Annotated in this window: 9 protein-coding genes and 1 pseudogene; 8 read left to right on the top strand and 2 right to left on the bottom strand. The window is 56.2% G+C overall.

Going from position 1 to position 12636, the window contains the following annotated elements; all coding sequences use genetic code 11:
- Window positions 1-219 precede the first annotated feature (219 nt).
- The 6 genes and pseudogenes from purF (at window position 220) to I1969_RS02355 (ending at window position 7125) form a co-directional block, all read left to right on the top strand.
- Window positions 220-1890 (top strand): amidophosphoribosyltransferase, encoded by a 1671-nt coding sequence (purF, locus tag I1969_RS02375; RefSeq protein ID WP_022094211.1) that lies wholly within the window; start codon window positions 220-222, stop codon window positions 1888-1890.
- Window positions 1891-2046: 156 nt separating this feature from the next.
- A complete protein-coding gene (gene purM / locus I1969_RS02370; protein WP_195232555.1) occupies window positions 2047-3150 on the top strand; it encodes a phosphoribosylformylglycinamidine cyclo-ligase in 1104 nt (367 codons plus the stop codon).
- Window positions 3140-3838, top strand: coding sequence for a phosphoribosylglycinamide formyltransferase (purN, locus tag I1969_RS02365; RefSeq protein WP_195232553.1), 699 nt, complete (start codon window positions 3140-3142; stop codon window positions 3836-3838). Before purM ends, purN begins: the two co-directional genes overlap by 11 nt.
- Window positions 3839-4289: 451 nt before the next feature.
- Window positions 4290-4355: pseudogene (locus I1969_RS11285) on the top strand (zinc-ribbon domain-containing protein); the annotation flags it as partial.
- 204 nt (window positions 4356-4559) lie between these two features.
- Window positions 4560-5507, top strand: coding sequence for a DUF4163 domain-containing protein (locus I1969_RS02360; RefSeq protein WP_229028209.1), 948 nt, complete (start codon window positions 4560-4562; stop codon window positions 5505-5507).
- A gap of 1 nt (window position 5508) precedes the next feature.
- A complete protein-coding gene (locus I1969_RS02355) occupies window positions 5509-7125 on the top strand; it encodes a zinc ribbon domain-containing protein (protein WP_195232549.1) in 1617 nt (538 codons plus the stop codon).
- Between the two features lie 41 nt (window positions 7126-7166).
- Here the strand turns inward: I1969_RS02355 and I1969_RS02350 are convergent, their stop codons facing one another.
- Window positions 7167-8549 carry an ATP-binding protein gene (locus I1969_RS02350; protein WP_195232547.1) on the bottom strand — a complete coding sequence of 461 codons (1383 nt, stop codon included), beginning with the start codon at window positions 8547-8549 and terminating at the stop codon, window positions 7167-7169.
- A gap of 102 nt (window positions 8550-8651) precedes the next feature.
- A complete protein-coding gene (locus I1969_RS02345) occupies window positions 8652-10010 on the bottom strand; it encodes a hypothetical protein (RefSeq protein ID WP_195232544.1) in 1359 nt (452 codons plus the stop codon).
- A 139-nt stretch (window positions 10011-10149) separates the two neighbouring features.
- Here I1969_RS02345 and I1969_RS02340 point away from each other — a divergent pair, with 139 nt between their 5' ends.
- Window positions 10150-10767, top strand: a complete 618-nt coding sequence (locus tag I1969_RS02340; RefSeq protein WP_195232542.1) for a zinc ribbon domain-containing protein — start codon at window positions 10150-10152, stop codon at window positions 10765-10767.
- 149 nt (window positions 10768-10916) lie between these two features.
- Window positions 10917-12407, top strand: coding sequence for a zinc ribbon domain-containing protein (locus I1969_RS02335; RefSeq protein ID WP_195232540.1), 1491 nt, complete (start codon window positions 10917-10919; stop codon window positions 12405-12407).
- Window positions 12408-12636: the final 229 nt, after the last annotated feature.

Below are 12636 nucleotides of genomic sequence, written 5' to 3'. Positions count from 1 at the left end.
AACGTCCCAATTGCAACTTTGTAATCCCCAACGGTGGACGCGGCGGCCATCTGGGGGCGCGGGCGCTTGCACTGGACAGACCGATAAAATGTTTGGCAACAAAACTGATTATTAGCTCGGTGGGCTTTTAAAAAGCGCTGCTCATGCGCCGGGGAGCGCGTCGCGCCGTGCGTATAATAGGGCAGGTAACGCCAAATAACGAGGCTCTGAGGGGATGCCATGTCTCAAGAAACCATCCACGCGGCCGAGCGCGCCGCGGGACAGGTGAAGACCATGTCGACGTATGATCCGGACTCCGACCAGCTGCATGAGGAATGCGGCATTTTTGGTGTGTGGGCGCCCGATCGCGACGTGGCTCGACTGACGTACTTTGGCCTGCGTGCACTGCAGCACCGCGGCCAGGAATCGGCGGGAATCGCCGTGGGTGACGGCGGCACGGTTATGGTTCGCAAGGACCTGGGCCTGCTCGACCGCGTGTTCTCCAACGCCGACCTGTCGACGCTCTCCGGCCAGCTGGCCGTGGGCCACGTGCGCTATGGCACTGCCGGTGCCAAGAGCTGGGAAGCCTCGCAGCCGCATCTTTCTACCATCAACAGCGTCATTATCGCGCTTGCTCACAACGGCACTCTGGTCAACACCGACGAGCTGCGCCGCCAGCTGATCGAGCTGGGCGTGCCGTTCCTCTCCAATTCGGATTCCGAGGTCGCGACCAAGCTTATCGGCTACTTTACCCAGCGTACGGGTCATCTGCGTGAGGGCATTCGCAAGACCATGGAGCTCGTGCGCGGCGGCTACGCCATGACGCTCATCAACGAGCAGGCGCTCTACGCATTCCGCGATCCGCACGGCATTCGCCCGCTCGTGCTGGGCAAGCTGGTGGACGAGGGTCTGGACCAGGCCGATGCCGCATCCGTTTCGCAGCTGCCCTCGCAAGACGGCGCCGCGACGGTCGACTCCGCCGTCCATGTCACGCGCGCCGGCGGCTGGGTCGTTGCTTCCGAGACCTGCGCACTCGACATCGTGGGCGCCGAGTACGTCCGTGACGTCCGCCCCGGCGAGATCTTGCGCATCAGCGCCGAGGGTCTGGTATCCGAGCAGGGCGTGCCTGCAGCCGAAGAGCCCGCCAACTGCATCTTTGAGCAGGTCTACTTCGCCCGTCCCGACTCCATCATGAACGGCAAGAGCGTTTACGCCTGCCGTTACGACATGGGTCGTCAGCTGGCACATGAGGAGCCCGTCGAGGCCGACCTGGTCATCGGCGTGCCCGACTCCGGCCTGCCGCCCGCGGAGGGGTATTCGCACGAGAGCGGTATTCCCTTTGGCGAGGGTCTTATCAAGAACCGCTACGTGGGCCGTACGTTTATCGAGCCTACGCAGGAGTTGCGCGCCATGGGCGTGCGCATGAAGCTTAACCCGCTGCGCGACAACATCGAGGGCAAGCGCCTCGTCGTGATCGACGACTCCATCGTGCGTGGCACCACTATGGTGCAGCTCGTCAAGATGCTGCGCAACGCCGGCGCCAAGGAGATTCATATCCGCATCAACTCGCCCGAGGTCATCTGGCCGTGCTTCTACGGTATCGATACCGACGTGCAGTCGCAGCTTATCAGCGCCAACAAGACGGTCGACGAGATTTGCGAGTATATCGGCGCCGATTCGCTGGCCTTCCTTTCGGTCGAGGGCCTGCTTAAGGTCATGCCCAAGGGCGGTTACTGCGATGCGTGCTTTACCGGCCGCTACCCCGTGGCGATTCCCGAGAGCTTTGGCCGCGATAAGTTTATGGAGGGCTTTAAGCCCCGCAACCTGGATAAGCCGCTGCACTTTGACGACGACGCCGTGGTCGAGAAATACGACGACCGCAGCTGGGAAGAGGAGCACGGCGAGGCCTAAAGCCTGCCATGTAGGGACAGGTTTATTCTGGTAGGTTTTACCTGCTGTTTTGTTGATATGACGGCGTGTGCTGTTATGGCACACGCCGAAATGAACGCAACTATGAGCACCGTTTGGCGCCCGCGCGGCGGACGGTAGTGGGAGAGGAAGGCTCAGATGAGCGACAGCAAGCATGTGACGTATGAGGATGCCGGCGTCGATACCGCTGAGGGCGGCCGCGCCGTCGACGCTATTAAGCAAATGGTTAAGGACACCAACCGTCCCGAGGTCATCGGCGGCGTCGGTGGCTTCGGTGGCCTGTTCTCGGCCGCCGCGCTTAAGGATATGGAAGACCCGATTCTGATTAGCGGTACCGACGGCGTGGGCACCAAGCTCGTGCTCGCTCAGATCATGGACCGTCACGAGACGGTGGGCCAGGACCTGGTCGCCATGTGCGTCAACGACATTTTGGCTTCGGGCGCCGAGCCGCTGTTCTTCCTGGACTACGTTGCCATCGGTCACATCGAGGCCGAGCACATGGCAAAGATCATCAAGGGCGTGGCCGACGGCTGCAAGCTCGCGGGCTGCGCGCTCGTGGGCGGCGAGATGGCCGAGCACCCGGGCGTCATGGCTCCCGCCGATTACGACCTCGCCGGCTTTACCGTGGGTGTTGTCGATCGTCCCAAGATGCTCGACCCTGCGAACGTTCGCCCCGGCGATGTGATCCTGGGCCTGCCCTCCACCGGCGTGCACTCCAACGGCTACTCGCTCGTGCGCAAGGTCATCGGTGTCGACGGTATCAAGCCGGGTACGCCCGAGGCTGCTGCTAAGGCCGAGGAACTGAGCCGTCCGCTCGAGGAGCTCGGCGGCGCTTCGCTGGCCGACGCTCTGCTGGCTCCCACGCGCATCTACGTCAAGCCGATTCTGGAGCTACTCCGCGGTGGTGCCAACGTGCACGCCATTGCCCACATCACCGGCGGCGGCATTACCGAGAACCTCAACCGCGCGCTCGCCGACGACGTCGATGCCGTGGTCACCCGCAACGGCGCCGAGATGGGTTGGGATGTTCCGCCCGTCATTACTTACGTGTCGCGTCAGGCCGAGCTTGCGCCCAACGAGGCATGCAAGACCTTCAACATGGGCGTCGGCCTGTGCCTGATCGTCGCCCCCGAGGACGAGGCCGCCGTGATCGAGGCGCTGGTCGCGCTGGGCGAGAAGCCGTTCCGCGTGGGCGAGTGCGTCGAGGGTTCCGGTAAGGTCGTGTACTCCGATGAGCGCTAGCGAGCAGATGGCTGCTGCCGAGGGCCTGGGCTTTGTGCCCTACACCCGTCCGACCGGCACCGATACGGCCGAACCGCTCAAGATTGGCGTGCTTATCAGCGGCTCGGGTACCAACCTGCAGGCGCTGATCGACCTGATCGCCGCCGGCAAGCTCAACGCCTCGATTGAGCTTGTGGTGTCGAGCCGTCCTTCGGCCAAGGGCCTGCAGCGCGCCGAGCGTGCGGGTATCCAGACGCTCACACTGTCCAAGGATGTCTATGCCGACCCCATCGCAGCTGACGAGATCATCGCGCATGAGCTGCTCGAACGCGGCTGCGAGTACGTGGTGATGGCTGGCTATATGCGCATGGTGCACACGCCGCTGCTGGCGGCGTTCCCCAATCGCGTGGTCAACCTGCATCCGGCGCTGCTGCCCAGCTTTACCGGTGCCCACGCGATTGACGACGCGTTTGCTCGCGGCGTCAAGGTGACCGGCGTGACCGTGCACTTTGCCAACGAGATCTACGACAACGGCCCCATCATCGCCCAGCGTGCGCTGGCTGTTGAGGAGGGCTGGGACGTCGACACGCTCGAGGAGCACATCCACGCGATTGAGCACGTGCTGTACCCTGAGGTCGTGCAGATGCTCGCCGACGGTCGCGTCCACGTGCTGGAGAGCGGCAAGGTCGCAATTGATGCGGCGCGCTAGCGCGTGTAAATGGGTCGCCTAGGTTTCGTTGAGGTGTAAACAATCAGAATAGCCGATTGGGGCATATGGAATCACGTGTGACCCAATCGGCTTTTACTATCTCTTTGATTTCGGGCTCCTGATAACGTGACGGGTGGTCTCGAAAAATGAGGGCGGTTGGCTGCGCGCATGATATGGATATCAGCGGCGATATCTCCATCTCGATAAATAAAGATGGCTTCAAGTTGAGCATCGGTTCGGACTTCGAGATGCGGCTCTGTTCAGCGAAAATTCTTGCACTAACACTCATGCCATGAGCTAGGATAACTAGCCGGTATAGGGTCACTTGAGCGGGTATGCGTCTGTTCAAGCGGCCTATTGGCTTGCTTAAGAAATAGTTAAACTACGTAGCGTACAGCGTGTGAGTGACTTACGACTCAGCGAAACTAAAGGGAATCGGAGAAGAAGGCCCATGTTTTGCCCCAAATGCGGTAGCAAAATAAGCGACGATGCGCGATTCTGTACCGAATGCGGCCTGCCCTTGGGCGGGCTCTCGGGCAAGACTGCGGCCGAGGAGGGGCCCAAGGGCAGGCCGCCGGAGCGAGAATCATCGTCCGCTGAAGTCATATTGGAACCCACAGATACCGAAACGGACTCTGCGATAGGATCCGCGAATGCCGAGTCCACAGCAGAACCGAGCCCCGAACCGGTCTCGAAGACTGCGAGTAGCGGTCACTCCCAGATGTACAACTTCTTTATGCAACGCTGTCAGGTCGGTAACCGCCTAGTGCCGCAGTTCGCTATCATGATCGCCGCATTTATCGCCGCGGCAGGCATCGCTTACGCTGCTTTCATGCTCTACAAGAACGTCATCGAGCCCAATCTCCAGCAGCAATCCGTGCAGCAGGAGCAAACGACCGAAAGGCCCAAGAAGGACGAGAGAGCGGCCGAAGAAGTTGTCTATACGTTGGAGGCAAAATCATTGACGGTGTCTGCTCCGGTCGACCCTATGTTAAATCGGGGCGAGCGGACTGACATGGAATGGTCCTATCCGCATCTTAAGAGCTCCGCCAAAGACGACATCAAAGACAAAATTAACAAGGCGATTCTCGAGCCACTTCAAATTGATGCGGAGCGAACGAATCGAGCATCAGATAATGAGCAATCAAATGCTGAGCTGTACCCCGACGGCGAATTTCCCTGCATATCGAGAAACGTGACGGTTACGTACATGGATGAGAACTATTTTTGTATCCGTGACGAGCGCTATTCGACGGGATGGGGTCCGCATGGCGACACGGTTGTGACTGGTGTTATTTTTGATTTGCATACGGGTGATACTGTTAGTCCTCAGGACATGTTTGGCATTGATACCGAGGATCTTGCCAGTTCTATGAGTTCGGCAGTTTGGCCGTATCTTACGGAAATGCGCAGAGAGCATCCGTCTGATTACAATTCTATGCTCATGCGGAGCGATTCTTCAGACTATTCAATCAAGGGCTCAACATGCTTGTATGTGACATCCAAGGGACTGGTGTATCGCACCGAAGACTATGAGCTCGGTTCTTTTGCGGACGGCAATTGCGAGATTTTGGTTGCGTCCTGGGATGATGAGTCTCAAGTGGGGTCCGAAGTAACCCCTGATGAGGTCAAGGACGGTACAACGGTGAAAGTCGATAAGGAGGACTAACATGTTCTGTCCCAACTGTGGGTTTGAGCTTGATGACGATTTGCGCTACTGCACTGAGTGCGGCTACGCGCTCGAGGATGCAAAGGCGGTACTGAGCTCTGCCAGCGACGAAGTGGCAGAAGAACCTTCCGTTATCAATGAAGCTGCGGAAGAGATTTTCGCTAGTGGCGAAACGGAGAAGGAGTCTTCCGCCGGTGCCGAGGCGGGGGAGGAAAAGTCGCCCGTGGAGAGCGAACCCGTAGCGGACGAAGAAGACGACCAGCCCAAAGACGACGTGTCGTCCGGTGCAACGCCTTCGATTCCTGCCGTGCGCGCCGACCGGCCAAAACCGAGCAATCCGGTCGTCAAGCCCGTCGCGGCGCCAGCCCCTGTTTCTGCGGTGAATGCATCCGCACGGAAAAAGGAGCCCAAGGCGCTCTATATCGTTGGTATCGTCGTTGGTGTGGCAGTCATTGCCATCTTTAGCTATCTGCTGTTCTTTAGCAAGTCCGGCGACGTTGCCCATTACGGCCAGGACAAAGCCATCGTGGTGGTCCAAGAATCCAAGATCACCCCGACCGACGCAAAGGGCGAGAAGCTCAAGAAGTACTCGGTGACCCTGAACGGCGACAACGGCTACAGCACCAACGCTGAGGTTAAGGGTGACGAGGGCTTCACGGTAAGCCAGTTTCCCGATGTTAAACCGGGAAAATATACTCTTACCGTTAAGGACTCTAATTCCAAAGTCGAGTGGGCTATCCCCGTCGAAGTCGTTGATAACTCTAAATCCGCTGATGCCGTAAAAGAGGTTTCCCTCGAGGTGCCTAAGGTCAACGAGGCCGATACAAAGACAGACAAAGGCGACAAGAAGGATGGAGGCACCGCGGCGGACAATACCGCTGCGTATGCCGCTTACAAGCAAAAGTGCCAGGAATACCTAGCGTGTTATGGAGAGCCACAAATTGTTGAGGTGACTGATTCTGTCTATGCGATGCGAGGGCTTTGCCTTGTCGACCTCGTTGATTTTGATCAGGATGGCCAGCCTGAGTTCTTGACCGTTGTGAACGGTATGAGCGATGACGAATTAAAGAGTGCTTGGAATGGAGATATAGAGGGACTTCAGAAGTCCTACACCGTAGAGGTTTGGTCGGCAGCTGATGGTGGTGTCAAGAGACTTTACAGTCAAAATTGGCTTGATAACAGCAATGGAGGAACGATGTTTCTTCCGCTGGTTAAAGCGGATGGCGGCAGCATCCTCGTAAGCCAAAGAACATATGAGATGAGCAATGCGATTACGGCATTGCTCGCTGGCAGGCAGGCTTTGGCCGGGGACAATACTTCGGTATATGGCAAGAAAGGCGATGTTTTTTCGCTTGTAAGCAACTACGAGTCCTGGGGAGTTGAGCCGAGCGAGGGCAATGGCTACGTAGAATATTATGCGTCGGAGGGCAAGGAAATTTCCGAGACGGACTATAATGCTCTATATCAGCAATTTGGCTATGGGCACAATTACCGGACATACTACTTCCTTGATTTCTCAACCTCAGGTTACGGTTCTATTTCAGGGGAATCCCACGTCGATCCCAATCAAGTTGCGGAAGTCACCAAAGATACGCTCAAAAAGGTGGGAATCGAATAAAAACTGAAAGGGGCTTGGAAAACTGTTTCCAAGCCCCTTTCTTATAGTAGTTGCTCGAGCCCAACAAGCCTCGCGTTGCTTGTTTGAGCCGCTCTATTTTGACACGCTTTGGTAAATCCACTCTTGCTAAACAAGTAGTACTGTTTGATCGGCCGGCCCAGCAGCGCGCTGCGCCACTCGAGTGTTTCAAGAACGTCGGTATCTACGGGCTCGTTTCTCCATTTGCACTCGCCAACGATGAGCTCCCCATCGGCGTCCTCAAGCACAACGTCAATCTCTTCTTGCCGGCGCGTGTTCGGGTTCGTGCCCCACCAAGAGCCGATTGCCTTGGGCAGCACATCCAGCTCGCTCTCAACAACCTGCCGCATCAACCACTGGCGGCACACTTCTTCAAATGCAGGGCCCACAAAGGTAGGCAGGTCACGTTTGACGATACGTGCAGCAACGGCGGCCCCGAGTCCCTCTTCGATCGTTCCTGCGTACTGTGGAACAAACCGATACCAAAACCTAAACAGGTTATCGCAGATCCGATAGACTACCCTGCGTTTTGTTGCCTTTACAACAGGCGTGACGCGCTCAACGATTCGCAGCTCGATCAATGCGTCGAGCAGTCGCGCGACCTGTGGAGTTGCGAGGTGGGTAACATCGGCAATTTCTTTGGAGCGTACACAGCCGTTGGCAATGGCGGTTATGACGGCATTGTAGATAGCTGGGCTGCGGACCTCTTGCAGCAGATAGTTCTGGGGTTCGGCATACAAAAACGCATCTTGACGCAACAGCGCATGCTCAAGGTTCCATTGAGTGGAACGCGTGCCATCGAGCTGCGATAGATAGAGCGGCATCCCGCCAACAACGGAATACAGCTCGATGACCCTTTCGATGGGTGCATCGGGAAGCATGAGAGCCACGTCAAAGATGGTGAAGGGGTCAATGCGCAGCTGCATGGTGCGGCGTCCATAAAGAGGGCTTTGGTGTCCTAGTACCTGGTGTTCCATAAAGCTCATGGACGATCCGCAGAGCACGAGGAACAGCTTGCTCGTGTCTTTATGTCGATCGATAAGCGTTTGCAGGCACGACGAGACGCCCGGATCGCTCTCGGCGAGGTAGGGATACTCGTCAATAATCAGAACGATTCGCTCTGTTTTGGCGTGTTCGAAGACGGATTCGAGTGCAACCTGGATAGAGGGGAACGCTGCTCCTGCGGCGCTATCGCCAAGTATCTCGCGGCTGAGCAGCGCGAGGTTTTCGCTTGCAACGGTTTGCTGTCCGGTAAAGAAGATCACATGGGGTTTGCCCTGTGTAAAGACGCGAAGCAGGCTGGTTTTACCCACGCGACGCCTTCCATAGACTACGGCAAACTGAAAGGAACCTTTTTGATAGGCGGTTTCCAGGGATTCAAGCTCTTCCCGACGTCCAACAAACATGATGCGCCTCGTTCATATATGTATTACTAACATATATATTACTAACACGTATATGAGTAACTTTCCACCCGTCAATCGGATGGCAAAGAAATGACAGCGTTTCTACTTAACGAGGCGCTTGAGTTTGGCATAGTCCTGAATCTGCTTTTTGCGCTTGGCGTTGAGGAGGTTGTTGAGGTCGAGCTTCTCAATGGTGCAGCGTTTGAGTAGCTCGGAGCTGTCAAAGCCGTTTAACTCAATGTCTACATCCAGATCGTGCTTGAGCTTGGTCCATTTATTGAGCTGCGAGCGCACGTAGGCCGCGGGACGTTCTATCTCGTTGGCGATGTCGCGTACGCTGGCGCCCGTTCCAAACAACTCGCGTATCTTTGCCGTCTCCTTGCGCGTGCGCTCGTTTTTTGCATCGGTCTTGCATCGATCGCTGCAGTAGTGCCGTTTGACGCCACGATGCCCGGCAAGTGAGTAGGCGCGTCCGCACTGCTCACAATAGCCGATCTTGACGGTGCTCAGCTTGCGCGAAAAATCAAACCAGAGCCACGAGAGATAGCTGTCAAACGAGAGGAACCCTGTGGATTCGTTGCCCTGGAACACATCCACGTGCGCGCCCGAGAGATGCGAGATCACGAGCGCCTGCACCAAAGCGGTGAGTGCATCGCGGTCATCGTTGTCGAGTTCTTCGCGGCGCTCCTGGATATCTGCTTGAGGGTCGATTACATAGAAGCTCTCCTCGCTATTGCTGACCTTGAGTCGCGCTGAAATCTCCGAGCTGGAGTCTTCGTCCATGTAGAACATCGCCTGCAAAACACTGAAGTCATTGGCGGTGAGCTCGTGTTCAAAAGAGAGCACGTTGAGTGCAACGAGGGATTCTTCCTCGTCGATCATAAACATAAAGGCGTAGAAATATCCCGCATCGGATTCGATTTTGCGCACGATGGGCAGGTTTTTGAATGAGTCGGTATAATCTCCGCCCGCCCTCAGGATAGTGGTGTAGATCTTGAAGGATGACCCGTTTGCCGCGCAGGTTACCACTGATTTCTCGATTCTTTCCAATGCGGAGACCTTTGCGATGGTGCAGCTCCCGTTGAGGTATTCCTGGATGCGCATGGCAATAAGTGCTGCCATCGCGGCATTGGCCCAATCGCGTACGGATTCTATTGCGTGCTTGCCAAAAAGCGGCCCGGTCTGTTCGGCGTAATCAAGTACGTTAAAGAGGCTTGCGCGGAAGGGCTGCTCTTTAACGGCGGTGGGTTCGATGCATGATGCCAGCCTGATCAGATCGGCATGGCGCTCGCTGTGTGCGGGCCCTTCGTTGCTTTTGCTGCCGGCCAGCTCGGTGGGCATGTAGAGTTCAAAGACAAGCTGGGCCTCGCCAACGGGCCTATTGGGTTCGTTCTCTATGAGGTTGACTTTCTTAAACGGAATCGAACCTTCAACGGTGCGTGTTTGGGAGAACTCAAACATTGTTACCCCTGTCTCTAGCTGCAGGTTTAATAGCGTAGCACGTTTAGGAAAATTACCCGGTCAAAATCTCTATATCGGATAAACGACAAATCGTATCTTGTGATCGTCAAGAAAAGGGGTAACGAGAAAGGACCCGATCATGCATTGCAAACAGTGTGGAGCAGAGATTAACGACGGCGCCAAGTTCTGCGGCGTGTGCGGAACGCCTACGGTCGCGGCTGCGGCCAGCACGGCGGGAGATGCGATTTACGTTGAGGCCCGGCCGATTGAGAGCCAGTCTGTCGAGGCTCAGTTTCAAGCGGCGGAGGATGCAGAGACCGCTGCTTGCCTGCGAGATTCACTTCGCGAGTCCATCGGGTCCCTTACGCGAGCGTCGGTGATTTCGTTGCTCTATGTGCTCTTTTTCAATTACGTGCTGGGAGGGGGCTCGCTGGGGCTCGACTATATGATTCTGCTGGCGCTGCTTCTGATTGGTCCCTGGAAGGTGATTATCTCGCTGTACCGCAGCGGTGTAAGGCTTCCCTTTGTCTATGGTGGCGGCATTATCGGTATCACGATTATGCTAATCGAACTTGTGGTTCTCGTGGGCCTTCCTGTCGTTGTTCTGATGCTTTTTTACTGGTTGGGCAGCGTGATTCACGGAGCGGTTCCGGTTGTTCCCGAATTAGCCCCGATGACGATGGTGGCACTTTGGCCTATCGTCTCGGTTGCCAACATCATCTTCAAGGCAATCAAGCTGCACATGGCTCGCGCCTAGCAAGTAGCCCGTCGCATGCCTTCCGCGTGGGGTCAGGCGAATTTGAAAGGTGAAAGAAAAGGTTTACAGTCGAGCAAATTGTCCTGGGCCTTTTCTGTTTGCAGGCTGTGGGCTATCGTTTCGATACGCTGAAGTTCTAGGGGGGATATATGTACTGCGCAAGCTGCGGGGCAAAGATCAAAGACGGGGCGCGATACTGTTCCGCATGCGGAAAACCGTTGGATGTGGATGATGCGCCGGCGAATGCTCAGCAGCCGCTTCCTTCAGGTACAGCAAAGGCGCCTGCTGATAGAAAAGCGACGAGCGATCCTGCTGCATCTTGCGCAGAGAGCGCTTTTCCGGCGCACTCTGATCATATGTCCTTTGCGGCCTTTATGATGCAGCGTCGGCAGATCGGCCGTTTTGCCGTGCCTACGTTTGTCACCATTCTTGCAGCAATCATCTTTACCGCTGGTGTCGCCTACGCACTGGTCAAAGCTTACGAGGCCTTTGTGCTGCCTCAGCTGCAGCAGCAGGAACAGCCGGCTGCAGTCGAGAACAAGTCGTCTAAAAAGAAGGTCGCGGCAGCTAACAAGAAAGCGCACGAGGCCTACGAGGGCGTGGTTGCGCGTTACGAGGACTTTGTGAGCTATTGCGAACAGAAGGGAGCTGGTACTGCCAACTACGACGACTGGGCTCTGGGGCGCGGCGATGATTCTGGGCTGGGGCAGATATTCGTTTATGACAGCCAGAATGCTCCCGGCTTTTTAAACTACTACTATGCTTTCGATGATTTGAACGGTGACGGAATTGACGAGCTGCTTATTGGGTCTGTCGATGCGCAGAACGATATTTCGGCGATTGTAGGTGCCTACTGCTTTGTTGATGGAAAGGCCGTTTCGGTTATGCCTTCGTCAGAGATGGTAGAAGGCTCCAACAATATGACGAATCGGTATGACGGTTTTATTGCTCAGGGTGAGAGCCAAGTCATTACTGTCTGCAAGGACGGCATCGTTAAATTTACTTGTAGTCAGGATTGTAACCAGGCAGATTTCTATATTTCGCTTACTGCAAAGGGTCCTGAGGTCGTAGACGCGGTGCAAATTCAAAATAAGGAATTCGATAGACAGAATGGCACCTACTTGGTGAGGACCGTCGAGGATGGTGGCAAACCACAGGAGACGATGGTCCAGGGGCGTGAAGAAGCGTGCAAAATTCTTGACGAGATTGCCGGGGAGCATCCGGAGGCCGACATTGAAAAGCCGTCTGCAAGCAGCGATATGTGGAAGGCATTCAAAGGGGCGGAGCCTTCGGAGAACTCTTTGAAGGACGGCTCTGGCACCGCAGACGATCGAACTGGCGCATCTCAAGCACCATCTGAAGCGGCATCCGATAGCGGCGACGATGGGGAGGCCGCTGCGGGCGACGATGGCGTGATCGCCGACATGGATGCGTTCATTGCAAACGCCAAGCGCGAGTTGATTGTGCCAGATGACGCCTCTATTACGTACAAGGTCGCTGATAGGCCAAGCTATTGGGAGGGGGCGGCAACGTACGTTTGGTACGTCGAGTTTTATAAAGACGGAAAGGTCGTAGCGTCCGCGGAATGCGGCTCTGAAGGGTATCCGTGCCGGTCGATTATGGCCTATCACGAGAGCTAGTAACTTTAGCCGAGGCATTTTGGCATTACGGCGTGCGCGGCTCCTATACCTTTCCCCTTGTTCCATCCGACGAGTTTAGTTACAGCTAAAACGGCCGTTACGAAGAGCTGACCGAGAGTCCGAAGACGCTCGCCCGCTAAGCGGGTATGCCCCAAAAGGGTATCTGGGGTTCGAACCCCCCCGGTTCTTCGTCAGTTGACCAAAGGTGCGACATTATTGCCGCTCGCCG

Origin of the sequence: Collinsella aerofaciens (assembly GCF_015548375.1) — a bacterium.
GTDB classification, from domain to species: Bacteria; Actinomycetota; Coriobacteriia; order Coriobacteriales; family Coriobacteriaceae; genus Collinsella; species Collinsella aerofaciens_AB.
The sequence above is the reverse complement of the archived record's forward strand: the minus strand, read 5'-3'. Positions and strand labels throughout refer to the sequence as shown.